Source organism: Nocardioides limicola (assembly GCF_016827675.1).
Lineage (GTDB): Bacteria > Actinomycetota > Actinomycetes > Propionibacteriales > Nocardioidaceae > Nocardioides > Nocardioides limicola.
In genome coordinates, this window is record NZ_JAERJA010000004.1 from 144417 (window position 1) to 166046 (window position 21630).

Annotated in this window: 22 protein-coding genes; 15 read left to right on the plus strand and 7 right to left on the minus strand. The window is 71.3% G+C overall.

The features are described 5' to 3' along the window. Positions 1-103: 103 nt before the first annotated feature. Positions 104-910: a sigma-70 family RNA polymerase sigma factor gene (locus JKG67_RS10175; protein ID WP_307816507.1), complete on the minus strand. Its 807-nt coding sequence runs from the start codon at positions 908-910 to the stop codon at positions 104-106. Between the two features lie 76 nt (positions 911-986). Continuing rightward, complete coding sequence (locus JKG67_RS10180; RefSeq protein WP_203337193.1) at positions 987-1868, minus strand: HAD family hydrolase; 882 nt, start codon at positions 1866-1868, stop codon at positions 987-989. Between the two features lie 107 nt (positions 1869-1975). Between JKG67_RS10180 and JKG67_RS10185 the strand changes: the two genes are divergently transcribed. The 6 genes from JKG67_RS10185 to hemB all read left to right on the plus strand — a co-directional run bounded on the left by JKG67_RS10185 (position 1976) and on the right by hemB (position 7873). Beyond that, positions 1976-2215 (plus strand): glutaredoxin family protein, encoded by a 240-nt coding sequence (locus JKG67_RS10185; protein ID WP_203337194.1) that lies wholly within the window; start codon positions 1976-1978, stop codon positions 2213-2215. A gap of 164 nt (positions 2216-2379) precedes the next feature. Then, the gene (locus tag JKG67_RS10190) at positions 2380-3042 is read left to right on the plus strand and encodes a redox-sensing transcriptional repressor Rex (protein ID WP_203337195.1); all 663 of its coding nucleotides are present in this window, start codon (positions 2380-2382) and stop codon (positions 3040-3042) included. Beyond that, on the plus strand, positions 3039-4328 hold the full coding sequence (locus JKG67_RS10195) for a glutamyl-tRNA reductase (RefSeq protein WP_203337196.1): 1290 nt from the start codon (positions 3039-3041) through the stop codon (positions 4326-4328). The genes JKG67_RS10190 and JKG67_RS10195 overlap by 4 nt, the downstream gene beginning before the upstream one ends. Further along, positions 4325-5269: a hydroxymethylbilane synthase gene (gene hemC, locus JKG67_RS10200; protein ID WP_203337197.1), complete on the plus strand. Its 945-nt coding sequence runs from the start codon at positions 4325-4327 to the stop codon at positions 5267-5269. The genes JKG67_RS10195 and hemC overlap by 4 nt, the downstream gene beginning before the upstream one ends. Beyond that, entirely contained in the window at positions 5266-6870 is a 1605-nt protein-coding gene (locus JKG67_RS10205; protein ID WP_203337198.1) for a bifunctional uroporphyrinogen-III C-methyltransferase/uroporphyrinogen-III synthase, read from the plus strand. The genes hemC and JKG67_RS10205 overlap by 4 nt, the downstream gene beginning before the upstream one ends. Positions 6871-6877: 7 nt before the next feature. Beyond that, positions 6878-7873 carry a porphobilinogen synthase gene (gene hemB, locus JKG67_RS10210; protein WP_203337199.1) on the plus strand — a complete coding sequence of 332 codons (996 nt, stop codon included), beginning with the start codon at positions 6878-6880 and terminating at the stop codon, positions 7871-7873. A 227-nt stretch (positions 7874-8100) separates the two neighbouring features. Here hemB and JKG67_RS18880 read toward each other — a convergent pair whose 3' ends face one another. Next, on the minus strand, positions 8101-9354 hold the full coding sequence (locus JKG67_RS18880) for a lytic transglycosylase domain-containing protein (RefSeq protein ID WP_203337200.1): 1254 nt from the start codon (positions 9352-9354) through the stop codon (positions 8101-8103). 299 nt (positions 9355-9653) lie between these two features. Here JKG67_RS18880 and hemL point away from each other — a divergent pair, with 299 nt between their 5' ends. Genes hemL through ccsB form a run of 6 tightly spaced genes read left to right on the plus strand, consistent with a single transcriptional unit; the run spans position 9654 to position 15460 of the window. Further along, positions 9654-10961, plus strand: coding sequence for a glutamate-1-semialdehyde 2,1-aminomutase (hemL, locus tag JKG67_RS10220; protein ID WP_307816508.1), 1308 nt, complete (start codon positions 9654-9656; stop codon positions 10959-10961). A gap of 1 nt (position 10962) precedes the next feature. Further along, positions 10963-11634 carry a histidine phosphatase family protein gene (locus tag JKG67_RS10225; protein WP_203337201.1) on the plus strand — a complete coding sequence of 224 codons (672 nt, stop codon included), beginning with the start codon at positions 10963-10965 and terminating at the stop codon, positions 11632-11634. Further along, positions 11631-12203, plus strand: coding sequence for a TlpA family protein disulfide reductase (locus JKG67_RS10230; RefSeq protein WP_203337202.1), 573 nt, complete (start codon positions 11631-11633; stop codon positions 12201-12203). The genes JKG67_RS10225 and JKG67_RS10230 overlap by 4 nt, the downstream gene beginning before the upstream one ends. Beyond that, positions 12196-12960 carry a cytochrome c biogenesis CcdA family protein gene (locus tag JKG67_RS10235; RefSeq protein ID WP_203337203.1) on the plus strand — a complete coding sequence of 255 codons (765 nt, stop codon included), beginning with the start codon at positions 12196-12198 and terminating at the stop codon, positions 12958-12960. The genes JKG67_RS10230 and JKG67_RS10235 overlap by 8 nt, the downstream gene beginning before the upstream one ends. After that, positions 12957-14516: a cytochrome c biogenesis protein ResB gene (gene resB / locus JKG67_RS10240; RefSeq protein WP_307816509.1), complete on the plus strand. Its 1560-nt coding sequence runs from the start codon at positions 12957-12959 to the stop codon at positions 14514-14516. Before JKG67_RS10235 ends, resB begins: the two co-directional genes overlap by 4 nt. Then, positions 14516-15460, plus strand: a complete 945-nt coding sequence (gene ccsB, locus JKG67_RS10245) for a c-type cytochrome biogenesis protein CcsB (RefSeq protein WP_203337204.1) — start codon at positions 14516-14518, stop codon at positions 15458-15460. Before resB ends, ccsB begins: the two co-directional genes overlap by 1 nt. 39 nt (positions 15461-15499) lie before the next feature. On the opposite strand, the gene JKG67_RS10250 is transcribed toward ccsB, so the two are convergent. Next, the gene (locus tag JKG67_RS10250; RefSeq protein ID WP_203337205.1) at positions 15500-15739 is read right to left on the minus strand and encodes a hypothetical protein; all 240 of its coding nucleotides are present in this window, start codon (positions 15737-15739) and stop codon (positions 15500-15502) included. 64 nt (positions 15740-15803) lie between these two features. On the opposite strand from JKG67_RS10250, the gene JKG67_RS10255 reads away from it, so the two are divergent. Both JKG67_RS10255 and JKG67_RS10260 read left to right on the plus strand, forming a co-directional pair. Next, on the plus strand, positions 15804-16061 hold the full coding sequence (locus JKG67_RS10255; protein ID WP_203337206.1) for a DUF4229 domain-containing protein: 258 nt from the start codon (positions 15804-15806) through the stop codon (positions 16059-16061). An 86-nt stretch (positions 16062-16147) separates the two neighbouring features. Continuing rightward, on the plus strand, positions 16148-17428 hold the full coding sequence (locus JKG67_RS10260) for a GNAT family N-acetyltransferase (RefSeq protein WP_203337207.1): 1281 nt from the start codon (positions 16148-16150) through the stop codon (positions 17426-17428). Between the two features lie 49 nt (positions 17429-17477). Here the strand turns inward: JKG67_RS10260 and JKG67_RS10265 are convergent, their stop codons facing one another. Further along, complete coding sequence (locus tag JKG67_RS10265; protein ID WP_203337208.1) at positions 17478-18656, minus strand: helix-turn-helix transcriptional regulator; 1179 nt, start codon at positions 18654-18656, stop codon at positions 17478-17480. A 176-nt stretch (positions 18657-18832) separates the two neighbouring features. Here JKG67_RS10265 and JKG67_RS10270 point away from each other — a divergent pair, with 176 nt between their 5' ends. Next, the gene (locus tag JKG67_RS10270; protein WP_203337209.1) at positions 18833-20200 is read left to right on the plus strand and encodes an FAD-binding oxidoreductase; all 1368 of its coding nucleotides are present in this window, start codon (positions 18833-18835) and stop codon (positions 20198-20200) included. Positions 20201-20224: 24 nt separating this feature from the next. On the opposite strand, the gene JKG67_RS10275 is transcribed toward JKG67_RS10270, so the two are convergent. Both JKG67_RS10275 and JKG67_RS10280 read right to left on the minus strand, forming a co-directional pair. After that, positions 20225-21103 carry a 1,4-dihydroxy-2-naphthoate polyprenyltransferase gene (locus JKG67_RS10275; RefSeq protein ID WP_203337210.1) on the minus strand — a complete coding sequence of 293 codons (879 nt, stop codon included), beginning with the start codon at positions 21101-21103 and terminating at the stop codon, positions 20225-20227. A gap of 9 nt (positions 21104-21112) precedes the next feature. Further along, the gene (locus JKG67_RS10280) at positions 21113-21598 is read right to left on the minus strand and encodes a GNAT family N-acetyltransferase (RefSeq protein ID WP_203337211.1); all 486 of its coding nucleotides are present in this window, start codon (positions 21596-21598) and stop codon (positions 21113-21115) included. Between the last annotated feature and the right edge of the window lie 32 nt (positions 21599-21630).

Consider the following 21630-nt stretch of genomic DNA (forward strand, 5'->3'; position numbering starts at 1 on the left):
GACCACCCTGTCGGTCCATGTGGCGTCTGCCACAGGTTCACACTGTTCAACGACCCAGCGAGGGCCGGGGTTACGTGGACCATGGTCCTCACGATCGTGGGACTCATAGCCCTCGCCAGCCTTCCGGCATCAACTTGGCCAGGTTCCGTACGCCGCGCAACTGCAACTGCTTCACGGCCCCGTCGCTGCGCCCCAGAGCCTGCGCGGTCTCGGCGATGCTCATCCCCTGCAGGAACCGCATCACGATGCATTCCTGCTGTTCGGTGGGCAGCTTCTTGAGGGCTCCCATCAGCGCCTCGTTGGTGAGCGTGGCCAGCACCGTCGACTCCGGCGACTCGGTCGTGGAGTCGTGGGCCCCCATGTCCTCGGTGGTCTGCTCCAGCCGGGTACGGCCGGCCTTGAAGTGATCGGTGGTCAGGTTCCGGGCGATGGTCATCAACCAGGCGCCGAAGTCGCGGCCCTGCCACTTGAAGCGGTCCATCGAGCGGAGTGCGCGGAAGAACGTCTCCGCGGTGAGGTCCTCGGCCAGCGTCACCGAGCGGGTCCGGTAGAAGAGGAACCGGTACACCGACACGTGGTAGTGGTCGTACAGCAGCCCGAAGGCCTCCTTGTCGCCGCTGCGGGCGAGCTCGACCAGCGCGATCAGGCGCTGCCGCTCCTCGGGGCTGTCCTCCGACGAGGTGGCCTGGTCGGCATCGGAGGGTGCCCGGTCCGGGCCGGAGACCGCGGCCTCGCTGAGCAGCAGGCCCGTGACTCGCCGGGGCTGCCGCACCAGTGGCGCACTGCAGGCCAGCGCCGGGACGAGAGTGTTCGGGGTGGGGCCCAGGACCTCCATCAGGGCATGACGCAACTCCGCGAGTCCCCGCTCGACGCGGGCGCGTTGTGCATGCATCACGGTAGTTCCCTCCACCGGCCCTCCCCTGGCCTGACCTACAGGCTAGGGCAAGTCGGCGGTGTTGGGAACCGAAACCGCCAGATCCGGGCTTTCAGCCGCGCCGGCGACGCATCGCCAACCCTGCTGCCACGCTCCCCGAGACCGCGCCCAGGGTGGCGCCGGCGAGCAGTCCGACCCTGGCCGCCTTGCGCCCGGTCCGGTAGTCCCGGATCCGCCAGCCGTTGGCCTTGGCGTGCTCCCGAAGCTTGGCGTCGGGGTTGATCGCCACCGGGTCGCCGACCAGGGACAGCATCGGCAGGTCGTTGACGGAGTCGGAGTACGCCGAGCAGCGGCTCAGGTCCAGACCCTCCCGGGCGGCGATGGCCTTGACCGCCTCGGCCTTGGCCGGTCCGTGCAACATGTCACCGACCAGCTTGCCGGTGTAGACGCCGTCGACGTGCTCGGAGACGGTGCCCATCGCCCCGGTCAGACCCAGTCGGCGGGCGATGATCGCCGCGATCTCGATCGGGGCGGCGGTGACCAGCCAGACCCGCTGACCCGCGTCCAGATGCAGTTGCGCCAGAGCCCGGGTGCCCGGCCAGATCCGGTGGGCCATCGCTTCGTCGAAGATCTCCTCGCCGAGCTCCTCCAACTCGGTCACCGTGTGTCCGGCGATGAAGCCGAGGGCCGAGTTGCGGGCCTCCTCCAGATGATCAGGATCCTCGACGCCCACGACTCGGAAGTAGGCCTGCTTGTAGGCGGCCCCGAGGATGTCGCGGGTGGTGAAGAACTTGCGGCGGTGCAGTCCTCGGGCGAGGTGGAAGATGCTCGCTCCCTGCATCACCGTGTTGTCCACGTCGAAGAAGGCGGCGGCCGTTGGATCGGCGGGGGTGGACAGTGCGTGCTCCACCTCGGCGATGGCCGCGGCGGCTTCGCCGGCCAGCGCCGAGCGCTGCTTGAGATTGACCGGCTTGCGCTTGTCGGAGCGGCTCACGGGGGCAACCCTAGTCGTTCACGGGCTCCGGTGTCGCGAGCCCGAGACGTGGATGGCCACCCGGGTTCGGACCGCGGGGCGGATCCGTCGGCCGCTAGGCTGTTCTCATGGCCGCCCGGGTGACTTTCTACACGCGAGCAGGGTGTCACCTGTGTGACCAGGCCCGCGAGGTGGTGGCCCGGGTCTGTGCCGACCTGGGGGAGTCCTTCGAGGAGATCGACGTCGATTCCGACCCCGCGCTCTGCTACGACTACGGCGACGATGTGCCGGTGACTGCGGTGGATGGGCGTCGCCATGACTTCTGGCGGGTCGACGAGACGCGGCTCCGGAAGGCGCTGACCGGCTGAGAGCCCCGCCCGGCGCGGGCCTGGCGGCCTGCCATACCCTCTCGCGGCCGTTCGCGCCAGTTTGTTCTCTCGTTCACAAACTCATAAAGTGAACTGCGCTGCCGGTGCCTCCCCGGGGTGATCAGAACCCCCCGCACCGGCCGCCAACCGGAGAAAGAACTGCAGTGACCCACTCGACGCCGACCGGCATCCCGGAGGCCACGGTCGCCCGGCTCCCGGTATACCTGCGCGCGCTCACGACGCTGGCCGAGCAGGGCACCGAGACCTGCTCGAGCGAAGCGTTGGCCGCAGCCGCCGGCGTGGGCAGCGCCAAACTCCGCAAGGACCTCTCCTACCTGGGCTCGTACGGCACGCGGGGGGTCGGCTACGACGTCGCCTACCTGCGGTACCAGATCGGCCGGGAGATCGGGCTCACCCAGGACTGGCCGGTCGTCGTGGTCGGCATCGGCAACCTGGGCCAGGCGCTCGCCAACTACTCCGGGTTCCGCTCCCGCGGCTTCCGGGTGGTGGCCCTGCTCGATGACGCACCGGAGCTGCACGGCCGCCAGGTGGCCGGCCTCGAGGTGCGCCCGTTCCGGGAGCTGAGCAGTATCGCCGAGCGGGTGGACCTGGCCATCGGCGTGATCGCGGTGCCCGCCGACGCCGCCCAGAACGTCGCCGACCGGCTGGTCGCCGTCGGCGTGACCAGCATCTTGAACTTCGCACCCGCCGTGCTCGCCGTACCCGACCACGTCGCGGTGCGGAAGGTGGACCTGGCCATCGAACTGCAGATCCTGGCCTACCACCAGCAGCGTCGGGCCACCGAAGCGGAAGGGGCGTCGGCATGAGTGTCCTGGTCGTCGGGGTCTCGCACCGGTCCGCACCGGTGGCGCTGCTGGAGCAGTTGGCGCTGGACGGTGAAGGCGTGCGCAAGTTGGTCACCGACGTGCTCGGCTGCACCCACGTCACCGAATCGACGGTGATCGCCACCTGCAACCGGCTCGAGGTCTACGCCGACGTCGAGCGCTTCCACGGCAGCATCGAGGAGCTCTCCCGGCTGCTCTGTGAGCGGTCCGGGGAGCCGGTGGAGAAGCTGCTGCCGCACCTCTACGTGCACTACGACGACGGCGCCGTCTCGCACCTCTTCCACGTCGCTGCCGGCCTCGACTCGATGGTGGTGGGCGAGGGCCAGATCCTCGGCCAGACCCGGGAGGCACTGCGGCTGGGTCAGGAGATGGGCGCCGTCGGACCGGCCCTCAACGTCCTCTTCCAGCAGGCGCTGCGGGTCGGCAAGCGGTCCCGCGCGGAGACCGACATCGACCGCACCGCTCCCTCACTGGTCAGCGCCGGCCTGGAGCGCGCGTTCCCGGCGGTCGGTGACGTGGCCGGCAACCGGGTGGTGGTCGTCGGCGCCGGCGCGATGGCCGGCCTGGCCACTGCCACGGTGAGCCGCCGCGGCGCCGCCGACGTCGCCGTGGTGAACCGCTCGGTGGAACGTGCCGAACGACTCGCCGGCGAGTACGACGCGCGGGCCGTGCGCCTCGCCGACCTGGACGCCGAACTGGCCGTCGCCGACATCGTCATCTCCTGCACGGGCGCCACCGGCACCGTGATCAGCGCCGAGCGACTGGCCGCGGCTCGTCCGGACCAGCGGCCGCTGGCCATCATCGACCTGGCCCTGCCCCACGACGTCGAACCGGCCGTGGCCGACCTGCCCGGCGTGACCCTGGTCGGCCTCAGCAGGCTCGCCGACGAGCTCAAGGACTCCGACGCCGGCCGTGAGGTCGACGGCGTACGCGGCATCGTCGGCCAGGAGGTGGCCGCCTTCCTCTCCGCCCGCCGGCAGGCGAGCGTCACCCCCACCGTGGTCGCGCTGCGCTCGATGGCCACCGAGGTCGTCGACGCCGAGATCGCCCGCCTGGACGCCCGGATCCCGGAGTTGGACGGTGCGACCCGGGACGAGGTGCTCCAGGCCATCCAGCGGGTGGCGGACAAGCTGCTGCACCAGCCCACCGTGCGGGTCAAGGAGCTGGCCAACGAGTCCGGTGCCGTCTCCTACGCCGCCGCGCTCGCCGAACTCTTCGCCCTCGACCCCGACGCGGTCGACGCCGTGACCCGACCGGAGATGCCATGAGCACCCTTCGGCTCGGCACCCGGGCGAGCAAACTGGCCACCACCCAGTCCGCGACGGTGGCCGAGATGATCCGCGCCCTGGGGCACCAGGTGGAGATCGTCACCGTCAGTACCGCCGGCGATCGGGACCGCAGCACGACGCTGGCCACGATGGCCGACACCCTCGGCGGCACCGGGATCTTCGTGAGCGCGCTCCGCGAGGCCTTGCTGGCCGGTGACGTGGACCTGGCGGTGCACTCGGCCAAGGACCTGCCCACCGCCCCGGCCGAGGGCATCACCCTCGCCGCGATGCCGGTGCGTGAGGACCCCCGCGACGTGATCGTCGCCCGGGACGGCCTCACCCTGGGCGAGTTGCCCGCGGGCAGTCGGGTCGGCACCGGATCACCCCGCCGAGCGGCCCAGTTGGCGGCACTCGGGCTGGGACTGCAGATCGTGGACCTACGCGGCAACGTCGACACTCGGCTGGCCAAGGTCAGCGACGGTGAACTCGACGCCGTGGTGCTGGCGCGGGCCGGGTTGGCCCGCCTCGGGCTCCTGGACCGGGTCACCGAGACCCTGGACCCGCTGCAGATGCTGCCCGCCCCCGGCCAGGGAGCGTTGGCAGTGGAGTGCCGCAGCGCCGATACCGACGTACTCGCTGTGCTCGCCGCCCTCGACCACGCTCCCACCCGAGCCGCGGTGGAGTGCGAGCGGGCTCTGCTGGCCACTCTCGAGGCCGGTTGCTCCACCCCGGTGGGCGCGCTGGCCGAAGTCGTGGAGGACCCCGACGAGGTGTGGATCCGAGCGGTGGCCTGTGCCCCCGACGGCTCCGTCAGCATCCGTCGGTCCGCGACAGGATCACCGGCCGATGCGGCCGGGCTCGGAGCGTCCTTGGCGAGCGGCATGCTCGACGAGGGCGCCGCACGTCTGATCACCCCTCAAGATGGAAAGCAGTTGGCATGACCATGAACTCCACCCGAAGCTGGGTCTCGTTCGTCGGTGCTGGACCGGGCGACCCCGGTCTGCTCACCGTGCGCGCCGCCGAGTTGCTGCGCTCCTGCGACGTCGTGGTGACCGAGGTCCCCGACCACGCCGACCTGGTCCGCCTGGTCCGGGCCGAGCAGGAGCCGCCGCTGATCGTCGACGGCGGGTTCGGTGAGGACGGCCAGCCGCTGACCCACGCGGCCCGCGCCAAGGTCGTCGTCAGGCACGCCAAGAAGGACCTGCACGTGGTCCGGCTGATGGTGGGGGACCCGTTCCTCTACGCGTCCGGCCCCGAGGAGGCGCAGGCGTGCGCGAAGGCCGGCCTCGGTTTCGAGATCGTGCCCGGCGTCTCCGCGGCCACCGCGGTGCCCGCCTATGCCGGTATCCCGCTGACCACGAAGCGCCACCGCGAGGTCACCGTGGTCACCTGCGAGCACGCGGTGGACTGGCGTCAGTACGCCGACAAGCGCACCCTGGTGCTGCTCTCGGCCGTCTCCAAGCTCGACGAGGTCGCCGAGGAGCTGCTCGCCGCCGGCCGGTCTCCGCAGACCCCGGTGGCGGTCACCCGGGTCGGCACCACCACCGAGCAGTCCACGGTCATCTCCACCCTGGCCGAGGTCGGGGTCGACGCCCGCGCCGCCGGCATCGCGCCGCCCGCGGTGGTGGTCATCGGCGACGTCGTCGACCTGCGCGAGACCCTGTCGTGGTTCGAGACCAAGCCGCTCTTCGGCTGGCGGGTGCTGGTGCCGCGCACCAAGGAGCAGTCGGCCAGCCTCACCGACGGGCTGCGCAGCTACGGCGCGGTGCCCGACGAGGTGCCCACCATCTCGGTCGAGCCGCCGCGGAACCCGCAGCAGATGGACAAGGCCGTCCGTGGTCTGGTCGAGGGCCGCTACGAGTGGATCGCCTTCACCTCGGTGAACGCCGTCAAGGCGGTCCGGGAGAAGTTCGAGGAGTACGGCCTCGACGCGCGCGCGTTCTCCGGGCTGAAGATCGCCGCCGTCGGTGAGAAGACCGCCGCCGCGATCGCGGACTGGGGGCTTCGTGCCGACCTGGTCCCCTCGGGTGAGCAGTCCGCCGCCGGGCTGCTGGAGGACTGGCCGCCGTACGACGAGCTGCTGGACCCGATCAACCGGGTCTTCCTGCCGCGCGCCGACATCGCCACCGAGAACCTGGTCGCCGGTCTGATCGACCTGGGCTGGGAGTGCGACGACGTGACCGCCTACCGCACCGTCCGGGCGGCCCCGCCGCCGGCGCCGACCCGGGACGCGATCAAGACCGGCAGGTTCGACGCCGTGGTGTTCACCTCGTCCTCGACGGTGCGGAACCTGGTCGGCATCGCCGGCAAGCCGCACCCCTCGACGGTGATCGCGGTGATCGGACCGGCCACCGCCAAGACCTGCGAGGAGCACGGACTCCGGGTGGACGTGATGGCGGCGAAGCCGTCCGTGGAGGACGTCGTCGAGGCGCTCGCCGACTTCGGTGCCTCCCGGAGGATGGCGCTGCTCGACGCCGGCCAGCCGGTCACCAAGCCTTCGGACCGCAAGTCGTCGGGTCGCCGCCGGGCGTCGTCGCGCTGAGGCCCGGATGACCCCCGAACCGGTGACCGGACCGCGGCAACGGCCGCGGCGGTTGCGGCGTACTCCGTCGCTGCGACGCAGCGTCGCCGAGACGTCGCTGGCGCCCGCGCACCTGGTGCTGCCGCTGTTCGTCCGGGAGGGGATCGATGCGCCGGTGCCGATCGGGTCGATGCCCGGCGTGGTCCAGCACACCCGGGACACGCTGCGCGCCGCGGTCGTCGAGGCGGCCGAACTGGGCCTGGGCGGGGTGATGCTCTTCGGCATCCCCGCAGCCAAGGACGCCACCGGCTCCGGGGCACTGGACCCGGGCGGGATCCTCAATGTCGCGATCGCCGACGCCGTCGCCGAGGTCGGCGACGCGCTGCCGGTGATGGCGGACCTGTGCCTGGACGAGTTCACCGACCACGGCCACTGCGGGCTGCTCACTGCCGAGGGCGACGTGGACAACGACGCCACCCTGGCCGTTTATGCCGAGATGGCCCGTGCCCAGGCAGCGGCCGGCGCCGACGTGGTCGGCCCGAGCGGGATGATGGACGGCCAGGTCGCGGTGATCCGGGAGGCCCTGGATGCCGCCGGCGCCATCGACGTGGCCATCCTGGCCTACTCCGCGAAGTACGCCTCGGCCTGGTACGGCCCCTTCCGGGAGGCCGTGGACTCCTCACTGACGGGGGACCGGCGTACCTACCAGCAGGATCCCGCCAACGGCTCCGAGGGTGTCCGTGAGGCCCTCCTGGACGTCGACCAGGGCGCCGACCTGGTGATGGTGAAGCCGGCGCTGGGGTACCTCGACGTGGTGCGCCGGGTCGCTGACGCGGTGCCGGTGCCGGTGGCTGCCTACAACGTCTCCGGCGAGTACGCGATGCTGGAGGCGGCGGCCGCTGCCGGCTGGATCGACCGGGAGCCGGCGATCCTGGAGACGCTCACCTCGATCCGGCGAGCCGGCGCCCAGATCGTGCTCAGCTACTGGGCGGCCGAGGCCGCTGCCCTGCTGCGCCGCCACTGACGCCCATTCCCGTGCACTCTGGCTGGTTGTGGGGCCTCTGCGCGTGCGCAATGCACGGGAATCGCGGGTGAACGCCCGCTCACGAGGGACCGCCAGGTGAATAAGGCGGTGGCCGGACCGCCACGGGGGAAGCGATCCGGCCACCTTAGGGGGTCGTGATGGACCGATACGGGGGGATTCGATCCATCACGAGTTACCAGCCTAGCGGCTGGAGTCCAGGTTGTGAATCAGTTGAGGCCGAGAAGGTCGGAGACACACTTCTCAAGCTTGGCCAACTGGAGGGCTGAGATGGTCTCCAGGCACTTGGCCAGTGCCTCGGCCTGGGTGAGCGGGGTTGTGATGTCCTCGACCAGGTCCGTCACGACCTTGACCGGGTCCTTCACGATCTCCTCCAGCGTGGCCTGCGGGTTCTCAGCCAGACTGCCCAGGGTGCCACCGGTCTTGGTGCCACCGCTGCCGCCGGTACCCGGCAGCGGGCTCGTGCTACCACCGGTGGAGCCGCCCTCAGTGCCGCCGCCCGGTGCCGGGCTCGCGCCGCTGGTCGGGGTCGGGTTCGGGTTGGCGGGGGCCGCCGCGGTGGTGTTCTTGCCACCCTTGTTCTTCGCGGACAGCTTGCCCTTGTTGCCGGCCGACGGGCCGACGTACTGCGGGTCCGGGGTGAAGAACGCGGCCGAGGTGGTGCTGTTCGGCACCGAGGAGAAGTTGCCCTGCTTGTACGCCTCGGCGATCGACAGGACCAGGTCCACGTAGCGGGTGCTGCGGTTGTAGCGGAACACCGCGCTGCGCTGCCCGGCCTCGGTGCTCAGGTCATCGGTGCCGGAGCACAGGTAGACCGCGGCAGCCAGGGCTGCGTCGTGGATGTTCTGCGGGTCACGGACGCCGTCACCGTCGGCGTCCACGCCGACGACCGACCAGGTCGACGGGATGAACTGCATCGGTCCGACCGCTCGGTCCCAGACGGTGTCGTTGTCGTACTGACCGGCGTCGGTGTCCGGGATCGCCCGGGTGCCGTTGGTGCCGTCCAGCGCGATGCCGTAGATGCCGGGGCGGGCCACGCCGTCCTCGTCGAGCGAGTTGCCGCCGAATCGACCGTGGTCGGACTCGACGCGACCGATCGCGGCGAGCAGGTGCCAGGACAGGTTGCACGCCTCGTCGGCGGAGTTGATGATCGCCTCGGCCCGCTGGTAGGCGGCCAGAGCGACAGACGGGATGCCGGAGGTGGAGGCGGTGCGAACCGCGTTGGCCTCCTGGCCGGCGGGCACACTCGGAGCCACCACACCGTCGCCGGTGACGCTGGCCGGGGCCTGGATCGCCTCGCCGGGCACCGAGGTGCCGTCAGGCAGCAACGACGAGTCACTGGCGGCCGCTACCGTGCCCATGGCGCCGAAGCCGGCGAGGCTCGCCGTCCACGCGGTCGAGAGCAGGGCCAGCGGCAGAAGAGCCGTGGCCTTCTGTGTGCGGCTGAAGCGTGATGCGGTCATTGCTGCAGTTCTCCCTGTCTGGCCTGACCCCCCGGGGCCCTGCGCGATTGCTGGTGCCTGTCACTCCCTCACGACAGACACTTGACCAACGATAGCGGTCACAGTGAGTTACGTGACCACTTTCACTGTTGTGCGTCCGTTATGTGGAACAGGTTCCACGGTCGCGGTGGTGAGGATGCGACACCAGCGGAACGATCCGACACGCCGACCATGACGCAGATCACCGGGATTTCTCAACTCCTCTGCCAGCCTGCGGACCTGACCGCCGCCGGACTTGGGGGCTGGGTGACAATGGGCCGGTGACTGTCACCGCCTCCGCCGCACTCTTCGACCGGGCCAGCGCCGTCACCCCCGGTGGCGTCAACTCCCCGGTGCGCGCGTTCGCCGCGGTCGGGGGCACCCCACGCTTCATCACCTCCGCCCAAGGCGCCTGGCTCACCGACGCCGACGGCAACCGGCTCGTCGACCTGGTCTGCTCCTGGGGACCGATGCTGCTCGGCCACGCCCACCCCGAGGTGGTGGCCGCGGTGACCGCTGCGGTGGCCCGGGGCACGTCGTACGGCACCCCGACGGTGCCGGAGGTCGAACTGGCCGAGGAGCTCGTCGCCCGTACGCCGATCGAGCGAGTCCGCTTCGTCTCCTCGGGCACCGAGGCGACCATGTCCGCGATCCGGCTGGCGCGCGGCGTCACCGGCCGGGACATGGTGGTGAAGTTCGCCGGCTGCTACCACGGTCACGTGGACGCGCTGCTGGCCGCCGCCGGCTCCGGGCTGGCCACGCTGGGTGTCCCGGGGACACCCGGGGTGCCGGCCTCGGCCACCGGCGAGACGATCGTGCTCCGCTACGGCGACCGGGCGGCCGTCGCCCAGGCGTTCGCCGAGCACGGCCCGCAGATCGCCGCACTGATCACCGAGGCGGCTCCGGGCAACATGGGGGTCGTCCCCCCCGAGCCGGGCTTCAACCAGTTCCTCGCCGACACCTGCCGCGCCCACGGGGCACTGTTCATCTCCGACGAGGTGATGACCGGCTTCCGGGCCAGCCGAGAGGGCCAATGGGGCCTGGACGGCAAACAGGAGGGCTGGACGCCCGACCTGATCACCTTCGGCAAGGTGATGGGAGGCGGCTTCCCGGCCGCCGCCTTCGGGGGACGGGCCGACGTGATGGCCCACCTGGCCCCCGAGGGCCCCGTCTACCAGGCCGGCACCCTGGCCGGGAACCCGATCGCCACCACCGCCGGGCTGGCCACCCTGCGGCTCGCCGACGACAGTGTGTACGCCGGCCTCAACGCTGCCGCGGACACCCTCACCGCCGCCGCCATCGACGCCCTCACCGCAGCCGGCGTCCCGCACCGGGTGCAACGCAGCGGCACCATGTTCTCGATCTTCTTCACCGCGGCGCCCGTCCGCCACTTCGACGACGCGCAGACCCAGGACGTCGCCGCGTTCGGGGCGTTCTTCCACGCGATGCTCGACCGCGGGGTGCACCTGCCCCCGTCGGCGTTCGAGGCCTGGTTCCTCTCCGCCGCCCACGACGACGAAGCGCTGCAGACGGTGCTGGACGCGCTGCCCGCGGCAGCCTCCGCAGCCGCCGCGGCGGGAGGGAACTGAGATGGCCACCACGATCGTCCACCTGCTCCGGCACGGCGAGGTGCACAACCCCGAGGGTGTCCTCTACGGCCGCCGGGACGGTTTCCACCTGTCCACCCGAGGCCAGGCGATGGCCGAACGGGTGGCGAAGGTCCTCGGCGACCGAGACGTCGTCCACCTGCGCGCCTCGCCGCTGGAACGCGCCCAGGAGACCGCCGCCCCGCTCGCGCAGTTGCGCGAGCTGGAGATCCACCCGGACCCGCGGATCATCGAGTCCACCAACGTGTTCGAGGGGACCTCGTTCGCCCACCCGGGCCGGGTGCTGCGCAACCCGGCCGTCTGGCGGCATCTGTGGAACCCGTTCCGACCGTCCTGGGGCGAGCCCTACAAGCAGGTGGTGGCCCGGATGATGGCGGCGATCCTCGACGCCCGCGCCGCCGCCCACGGGCATGAGGCGGTGCTGGTCTCGCACCAGCTGCCGATCTGGATGACCCGCCTCTCCGCCGAGGGCCGCTCGGTGCTGCACGATCCCCGCCGACGCGAATGCACGCTCTGCTCACTCACCTCGCTGCACTTCGACGACCACGGGCTCACCCACGTCACCTACTCCGAGCCTGCGGGCGACCTGATCCCGGACGCGGACCGGTCGGCCCCGTTCTCCTCGGGGAGCAACGACTCCCCGGATGCGCCGTGACCGCACGGATCGCTGCGCTGCTGACCGTCGCCCTGCTCGCCCTCACCGGCTGCGGCGGTGGGCAGGGGACCGGCGACAAGGGCTACATCACCGGTGACGGCACGGTCCGGGAGTTGCCGGTCGCCGACCGGGGCACCCCGGTGCGGCTCGACGGCGTCGACCTGGCCGGCGAACCCCTCTCGGTGGCGGACCTGCGCGGCACCCCCGTGGTCGTCATCGTCTGGGGGTCCTGGTGCCCGCCGTGCCGCGCCGAGGCCCCCGAGCTCGCCGAACTGGCGCACGCCCGCGACGACGTCGCCTTCGTCGGCATCAACATCCGCGACCCCTCCGAAGCCAACGGCCTGAGCTTCAACCGCCGCTTCGGGATCGACTACCCGAGCTTCTTCTCGCCCACCGGCGAGGCGCTGCTGGCCTTCCGGGGCACGTTGACCCCGAACTCGATCCCCTCCACCGTCGTCCTGGACGCCTCCGGGCGGGTCGCCGCCAGCATCATCGGGCCGCTCCCCAGCATCGGCACCCTGAACGCGTTGATCGACACCGTCGTCGACGAGGTGGGCCAGGATGGTTGAGTGGTTCACCAGCACCGCCGGCTCAGGGTCGTTGGTGCTGGCGATCCCGGTCGCGCTGATCGCCGGGCTGGTCGCCTTCTTCTCCCCGTGCGTGCTGCCGCTGCTGCCGGCGTACTTCTCCTACGCCACCGGGCTCTCCGGCGCGGACCTGGCCACCGGTGACCTGTCCGGGGCCCGGCGTGGCCGGATGCTGGCCGGGTCGGTGCTGTTCGTGCTCGGCTTCTCGGTGGTCTTCGTGCTGATCGGCACCGCCTCAGGGGCGTTGGGGGCCTGGCTGATCAGCTACCGGCGCGAGTTGGCGATCGTGCTCGGTCTGCTCGCCATCGTCCTCGGCCTGATCTTCGCCGGCTTCCTGCCGCTGCTGCAGCGCGACTGGCGGGTGCATAAGGTGCCCGCCGTCGGCGTCGGCGCGGCGCCACTGCTCGGCTTCCTGTTCGGCGTCGGCTGGACCCCCTGCATCAGCCCCACCCTGGGCGTCATCTCCACGCTCGCGATCAACGAGGGCACCGCCGCCCGCGGCGCGCTGCTGTCCGGGGTCTTCGCGCTCGGCATCGGGCTGCCGTTCATCCTGCTCGGCCTCGCCTACCGGCGGATGCTCGGAGCCATCGGCGTGATCCGGCGGCACCAGCGACTCCTCAACGTCACCGGCGGCGTGCTGCTGATCATCGTTGGCCTGCTGCTGGTCAGCGGCTGGTGGGACCACGCAGTCACCTGGATGCAGATCCGGCTCGCCGACTACAACGAGGTGCTCCTGTGAGTCAGGAACGCCGCCCCGGCGAACTGAACGCCCTGGAACTGGCCCGCTGGTGGTGGCGCCAGCTCACTTCGATGCGGACCGCGCTGATCCTGCTCTTCCTGCTCGCGGTCGCCGCCATCCCCGGATCGGTGGTGCCGCAACGCAACGTGGACGCGCTGGCCACCACCCGGTGGCAGGCCGAGCATCCACGGCTGACGCCGATCTATGAGTGGCTGGGGCTGTTCTCGGTCTACAACTCGGTGTGGTTCTCGGCGATCTATCTGCTGCTGGTGATCTCGCTGGTCGGCTGCATCGTGCCGCGGACGTGGAAGTACGCCCGCGCCTTCGGGGCGCCGCCACCCCCGGCGCCGCGACTGCTCACCCGGATGCCCGGCCACACGTCGTACACCTGCGCGCAGGAGCCGCGCGAGGTCCAGGCGCAGGCGGCGGCGGTGCTGCGGAAGCGGCGCTACCGGGTGCGCCCCAGCCCGGCCGAGGCCGAGGCCGTCGAAGTGGCGGCCGAGCGCGGGCACATGCGCGAGGTCGGCAACCTCATCTTCCACCTGGCGATCCTGGTGGTGCTGGCCGGCTTCGCCGCCGGCAACCTCTTCGGCTACCGAGCCGGCGTGATCGTGCTGGTCGGTGGTGGCTTCGCGAACAACCTCACCCAGTACGACGACTTCGCCCCCGGCAGCCTCTTCGACACCGACTGGATGGAGCCGTTCTCGTTCACCGTCGACGACTTCCAGGCCGAGTGGATCCGGTCCGGCCCGGCGGCCGGCCAGGCTCGCGGGTTCGTCGCCGACCTGGAGTACCGGACCGACCCCGACGCGGAGCCGATCCGCTACGACCTCAAGGTCAACCACCCGCTCGCCATCGGCGGCACCGAGATCTTCCTGATCGGGCACGGCTATGCCCCGGTGATCACCGTCACCGACGGTGACGGGCAGGTCGCCTACTCCGGGCCCACCGTCTTCCTGCCCACCGATCAGCACTTCCGGTCGATCGGGGTGGTGAAGGCGCCGGACGCCAGCCCGGCCCAGATCGGGCTCGAGGGCGAGTTCTACCCCACCTACGCGTTCACCATGGAGACCGGACCCTTCTCGGCGTTCGGGGAGATGTTGAACCCGGTGATCTCGATGCTGGTCTGGACCGGTGACCTGGGCATGGACACCGGCCTCGCCCAGTCCGTCTATGTGCTGGACAAGGCCGGGGTCGACCAGGTGACGGCAGAGGACGGGTCGATGTTCCGGGTGGACCTGGCGATGGGTGACTCGATCGACCTGCCCAACGGGCTCGGCACCGTCAGCTTCGACGGGGTCGAGCGCTGGAACCGGATCCAGATCAGCCGCTCCCCGGGCAAGTTCGTGGCGCTCGGCGGGGTCAGCCTGGCCCTGCTCGGGCTGATGATGTCGCTGTTCATCAGGCCGCGACGCGTCTGGGTGCGGGTACGCCGTGAGAATGACAGCACCGTCGTGGAGGTGGCCGGCCTGGACCGGTCCAGCGGCGGCGACGTGACCGAGGAACTCGACGCACTCGTCGCGTTGCTGCGGCCCGAGGAGAAGGAGACCACGTGATGGAGTGGGAGATCCTGGGAGACCAGGCGGTCGCGGTGTGCGGGGTGGTCTACTTCCTCGCCCTGGTGAGCCATTCGGTGGAGTGGGCGGCCCTGCGCAAGGTGCCGGTCGCGGTGCCGGCCGGTGGTGCCCCCGTCCCGGAGGAGACCCCGCAACGGGCCGCGATGTTCGGTCGGCTCGGTCTGCTGCTGACCAGTCTCGGCTGCGCGGTGCACCTGGTCGCGCTGGTGGGCCGGGGGATGTCCGCGGACCCGCCCCGGGTGCCGTGGAGCAACATGTACGAGTTCGCCCTCTCCGGCACCTTCTTCGTTGTCCTCTTCTACCTGCTGTTGCGACGCCGCTACCGGCTGGACTGGATGGCGCCGCTGATGCTCGGCTTCACCCTCACCTGCCTGATGCTCGCGGTGATCTGGCTCTACGACCCCGTCTCCCCGCTGACCGAGGCGCTCAACTCGCCGTGGCTGGTGATCCACGTGGTCTCCGCGGTGATGGCCAGTGCGATCTTCTCCCTGGCCGGCATCATCCTGGTGCTCTTCCTGATCAAGTCGCGCCTCGGTGCGCGCAACTCCGGCTACCTGGCCCGGGTGCCCGAACCGGCGGTGCTGGACCGGGTGGCCTACCGGCTGCACGCGTTCGCCTTCCCGATCTGGACGTTCGGGGTGCTGATCAGTGGTCCCATCTGGGCGCACCAGGCGTGGTCGTCGTACTGGAGCTGGGACCCCAAGGAGGTGTGGGCGTTCATCACCTGGGTGGTCTACGCCGCCTACCTGCACGCCCGCACCACCGCTGGCTGGCAGGGCCGCCGAGCAGCCTGGATCGCACTGATCGGCCTGGCCACCCTGTGGTGGAGCTTCATCGGAGTGAACTTCTTCTCCACCACCAGCCAGCACTCCTACGCGCTGCCCGAGGTCACGTCGGTGGTGGAGCTGGTCGACCGGGCGTGAGGCGGACGGCGTCACGCCGAAGGCGTGAGGCGGACAGCGTCAGGTGGCGGGCGGATCGTCGGGCGACTGACGTCGCCGCTGGCGCCAGGTGCGCTCGTTGAGGTCGCGCAGGAACTCCGGGTCGTCATCGGGGCCCATCGGCCGCTGCGGCGACTTCGGCCCGCGGGGGAACAGTGGTCGGCGGGTGCCTCCGCCGCCTGACGACCCGCGCTCGGACATGCGCACCAGCAGATAGATCGCCACGGCGATCACCACCACTACGACGACGAACTTCAGCACCCCTCCAGCCTAAGCCATCGCCCCAATGCCCGCTGCCGGACCCGGGTCTCGTACCCTTGGCGAGGTGAAGGAGTTCGCGATCTACAGCGCCCTGCGGCTCGGTCTGATGCTCACCACCTTCGTGGTGATCGCCGGGGTGTGGCTGCTGGTCCACCCGTCGTCGTTCAACCTCGTCTTCGCGGTGGTTGCCGCCTTCCTCGTCTCCGGGTTGATCGCGTTGACGATGCTCGACCGCCGCCGCGAGGAGTTCGCGCGCAAGATCCAGGCCCGCGCCGACCGGGCCGCCGCCAAGCTCGAGGAGCGGCGCGCCCGCGAGGACTGACCGGGGATCGGCCGGGGATCGGCCGGGGATGACCCGCGGCCGAAAACCGTTCGTCGCGCCTACCGGCAGCCCTCTATGTTGAATCGGTGAGCGCCGAACTGAGAACCATCCCGATCACCCACGCCGAGCCGGACGAGTTCGTCGACGGCTTCCTCCAGGCCGTGGCCCGCGGGTTCCACGACAGTCGGGTCAAGCCCGAGGTCGCCGCCATCATCCGGGGCGGATGGCAGGCCGACGAGGCCACGGTGCGCGGCGGCTGGCTGACCGGCGGCAGTTACGGCGCCGGTCCGATGCCGATCGCCACCTTCCTCTCCTTCGACAAGACGATGCGACTCGGCCCGGGCGACCACGGGCTGGTGCCGCTGCGGATGATCACCGACATCACCGTCAGCCCGGCACACCGCAGGCAGGGCTGGCTGAGCCGGCTGATGACCGCGGACCTGGCCGACGCCGTCGAGCAGGGCGTCCCGGTGGCGGCGCTGACCGTCTCCGAGGCGACCATCTATGGCCGATACGGGTTCGCGCCGGCCACCTTCAGGCACCGGGTCGAGGTGGCGTCCGCTCGAACCGGGCAGTTCCGACTGCGCGACGACGCCGAGGTGGCCGCCGGGCGAGCCGAGTTGATCGAGCCGGCCGCACTGTGGCCGGCCGCCGAGGCGACCTTCGATCACTTCCACGCCAGCACCCGAGGCTCGGTGGCCCGGCCGGCGGCGTACCGGTCGATGCTGACGGCCGAGCTCGGCCGGGGCTGGACCGCCGGCAACGACCAGCTCCGCGCCGCTGTCTGGCTCGGCCCGGACGGAGCGCCCGCCGGTCATGTGACCTACGAGGTCAAGTGGGGGGACGAGGAGACCGTGCTCACCGTGCACGACCTGGTGGCAGCGGAACCGGGCGTCCAACTCGCGCTGTGGCGGTTCCTCGCCGAGATCGACCTCGTCGACAAGATCAAATGGGGCGGCGCGCCGGTGGACCATCCACTGCGGTGGGCGCTGGCCGATGCCTTCGCCTACGTGGTGAAGGGTCAGTGGGAGCACATCTGGGTGCGGGTCCTCGATGTTCGGGCGGCGCTCGGGGCCAGGGAGTGGGCCGCGGACGGCGCCGTGGTGCTGGGCGTCGCCGACAAGCTCGGCTACGCCGACGGGCGGTGGCAGGTCGAAGTGAGCAACGGCCGCGCCGAGGTGCGCCGCACCGACCGGGAGCCGGACGTGACCCTGGGCGTGGAGGCGCTGGCGACGCTGTCGGCCGGCGGCGCCTCGGTGCCCGCCCTGCGACGGTCGGGACGGATCGCCGGGGAGCCGGCCGCCGTCGCCGCGCTCTCGGCGATGGCGGACCTGGCCATCGCCCCGTACAGCGTCACCTCGTTCTGAGCCTCACACCCCGAGCGCCCGGCCGGCCCCCCGTGCGGCCGGCGGGCGCTCAGGTGTGGCGGAACTCGGTGACCGGGTAGGCGTGCGAGAAGAACAGTGCGTGCAGCAGCTCCCCCCGGGAGGTGGCCCCGGTCTTGGTGAAGATCGCCTTGATGTGGTCGCGGACCGTGTGCTCGGAGATGAAGAGGCGCCGGCCGATCTCGGCGGTGGCCCGGCCCGCAGCCAGTTCGGTGAGCACGTCCTGCTCACGCGCGGTCAGGCCGTACGCCGCCACCGCCAGCGGCATGATCTCGTGGGGCCGGGACGGCTCGATCACCAAGACCGTAGCGGCGATCTCGCCATCAGCGGTCCTGGTGCAGTCACCCCGCACGGTCAGCCAGCGACCCGAGCGGCCACGAAGCCGGGTCACCGCCGGCACCGAGGCGCCCGGCGAGGCCATCGCCCGGACGGCGGCATTCACCGCAGGGACGGCCGGCACCACCCCATAGGGCACGTCACGGGCTCGCGCTCGGGCCACGGTGGCGACCATGAACGCCTCCCCGGGCAGGTCCCCGTGGTGCTCCACCCGCACCGGGCTGTGCTGCAACTCGGCCAGCAGGCCGATGGCCGAGTCGGTCATCGACACCACCCGCCCCTGCGCGTCCAGAGTCACCACCCCGGGCGCGCACAACGCGTCGTCCACCTCCGGCCCCGCCAACACGATCCGGCGCAGCGCATCGGCCACGTCCTCGCGGATCTCGTCCATCAGCCGCACCTCGGCGTCATCGAAGTCGGCACACTCGGCGCTGCGGAGCAGGTGCGCCACCCCCCAGCAGGAGCCGGCCAGCGAGAACGTGGTGCGCAGCTCCGGGGCGAACCCCATCGCCGAGTTGATGTGCACATGCCGGTGGCTGAGCGTCGGCTGGTTGCCGGTGGCCCGATGCAGCGTGGTGGCCGGCTCGCCGGACCGGTGCAGCTCGATGAACTTGTTCACGTCGGGCTGGAGGAACTCGTTGTCCATCCAGGGGGCGCACATCGTCTCGGGCATGTTCTCGATCACTGCTGCCGACGAGAAGACGGTGGTCTCCGGGTCGGTGGCGCCCAGGAAGGCCGCGTCGATCCGCAACGGCGTACGCAGCGCCTCGAGCAGGCTCTGCAGCAGTTCGGCGGTGGTGGCCGCTTCGGTGCAGGCCTCGCGGACGCGCTCCCGCGCCCGACGGAGGGCGAGGGAGTCCACCAGTGCGGTCATAGTCCCAGCATCGAAGCATGACCGATGTCGCGGTATCCCGCAGTTGAGGGAGATTTTGCCTTCCCGGCAGCCGGCACCGCGATCCCCTCAAATGCGGGATGGTCCAAGGGTGCCCGGGTGAGGACTCTGGGGTGAGCGAGCATCGCGCTCGCACCACCGGACACGGGAGACGAACGATGAGCGACGACGTACTGACCGCGGCGATCGAGGGCCGAGTGCACTACCCGGGAGAGGCCGGGTACGACGCGGCGAAGGGCTGCTGGAACGTGCTGTGGGTCCATCAGCCGGCAGTGGTGGTGGAGGCGGCGTCGGTCAACGACGTGGTGGTGGCGCTGAGCCACGCCCGCCGGAACGGACTGAAGGTGGCGGTGCAGAGCACCGGCCACGGGGTCACCGTGCCGGCGGATGCGGAGACGATGCTCCTGGTGGTGGCGGGGTTGGCCTCGGTCGAGATCGACGCCGGCAACCAGGTGGCGCGGATCGGCGGCGGTGCCACCTGGGCGCCGGTGCTGGCCCAGGCGCAGCGGCACGGGTTGGCGCCGCTGCTGGGGTCGGCGCCGCACGTCGGTGCCGTCGGCTACACCCTGGGGGGTGGTTTCGGGTGGCTGGCCCGGCGATACGGGCTGGCGGTCGATCACGTCCGGTCGCTGCGGGTGGTGCGCGCCGACGGCTGGGTGGTGACCGCGTCCCGGAGCAGCCACCCGGAGCTGTTCTGGGCGCTGTGCGGCGGCGGGGGAGGCTCGCTCGGGGTGGTCGTGGAGATGGAGATCGGCCTGGTGCCGGTGGGCGAGGTCTATGCCGGGAACCTCTTCTATCCGATCGAGGACGCCGCCGCGGTCTTCGACTTCTACCGGGAGTGGTCCGAGCGGCAGTCGGCGGACTTCACCAGCGCCTTCACGCTGATGAACTTCCCGCCACTGGAGATGGTGCCGGCCCCGATCCGAGGCCGCTCGTTCGCACTCCTGCGCGGCTGCCACAGCGGCGACGGTGCCGACGGGAAGGCCGCCGTGGACGAGTGGCGTGCCTGGCGGGAGCCGGCGCTGGACATGTTCGGCCCGATGCCGTACGCCGAGTGCGGCGAGATCTCCGCCGACCCCGTCGATCCGGTGCCCGCGATCGCCTCCGGACGCTGGCTGACCCACCTCGACGACGACGTGCTGGCGGCCATGCTGGAGGCCGTGACGGGTGGGCCCGGGCCATCCCCGTTGTTGATGGCCGAGACCCGGCATGCGGGCGGAGCGGTGACGGGGCCGGTGCCGTCGGCCTGCTTCGAGGCTCGCGGCGCGGACCGGATGCTGGAACTGATCGCGTTGGTGATGGCCCCCGAGGCCGGCGTGGAGGCGGAGCGTCGCATCAGCGCCACCTGGCAGCGGCTCGCCGGCCACCTGCCCTCGCTGTCGGGCTACCTGAACTTCGCCGAAGGTGCCGAGCGGCAGACGGTCGCGGCGACGGCGTACACCAGCGACACCCGGCACAGGCTGGCCGCCGTGAAGGCGTCCGTCGATCCGCTGGGCATGTTCAGCAACGGCGTCGGCCACGGGTGAGGCCGGCCCACGGCCGGACCCGCCTCAGCGCAGGGTCAGTCCCACGAACACCCCGAGGCCCCAGAGCAGTTCGCTGATCCCGGTGCGCTGCAGCACGCCGATCAGCGCCGGGCCCGTGGCGCCGCGGCCGACCTTGGCCACCGCCATCGTCGCCGGCACGATGTAGAGGCCACCCAGGAGCGCCCACGGCGAGGTCTGTGCGGCGAGCGCGACCAGCGCCATCCCGGCCGCCAGCACCAGGCTGAGGAACAGCACCCGGGTCCGTTCATCCCCGATCCGGACCGCCAGGGTGCGCTTGCCGACCGCGGTGTCGCCGGCGATGTCGCGGAGGTTGTTGGCGACCAGGATCGCGCAGGCCAGCGCTCCCACGCCGACGCCCCCGACCAGCGCCGCGCCCAGGCCGGCGGCGGTGCCGGTCTGCACGAACGTGGTGCCGGCCACCGCCACCAGGCCGAAGAAGACGAAGACCATCAGCTCCCCGAGGCCGGCGTACCCGTAGGGCTTCTTGCCGCCGGTGTAGTACCAGGCCGCGGCGATGCAGACGACGCCCACCGCGACCAGCCACCAGGCGGTGGTGGCGGCCAGCAGCAGGCCGGCGCAGGCTGCGGCGGCGAAGCTGCCGAAGGCCGCTGCCTTCACCGCGTCCGGACGCGCCCGGCCGGAGCCGACCAGGCGCTGCGGGCCCACCCGGTCGTCGTCGGTGCCGCGGATCCCGTCGGAGTAGTCGTTGGCGTAGTTGACACCGATCTGCAGCCCGACCGCGACGATCAGCGCCAGTGCGGCCTTCCACCAGACCGCGGCGTCGAGGTGCGCGGCGATGCCGGTGCCGACCAGGACCGGGGCGACGGCGGCCGGGAGGGTGCGCAGTCGGGCTCCATCGAGCCACTCCGAAGCGGTTGCCATGACAGGGATTCAAGCACCCGTGGTGCGGACCAGATCCACGTGGTCGATGCCGTCCCAGTCGTAGACACCCGACACGGACGCGAAACCGAACCGGCCGTAGAAGTCGGCCAGGTGCGCCTGGGCGGCCATCTCCTGAGGTACGCCGGGCCACAGCTGCTCGCCGGCGGCGACGCTGCGGGCGACGAGTTCGCGGCCCAGGCCTGTGCCGCGGTGGGTGCCGGCGACCACGATCCGGCCCAGATGCACGTGCCGGGTCTCGGTGGCGTCGGGTCGATGCCCCGGCACCGGATGCTCCGGCGGAAGCAGCCGGGCGGCGGCCACCAGCTGGCCGTCATCGAAGCCGAGCAGGTGGTGCACGTCGTCGACCAGGTCCTGCCCGTCGGGGTCCAGGTAGCTGCAGTCCTGCTCCACCACGAAGACCGCGGCGCGCAGCGCCAGCACGTCGTACAACTCCTGGGTGCTGAGATCCCGCTGGTGTCGTAGCTGCCACTCCATGGGCTCATCCTGCCCGCGGCTGCCCGCGTCGG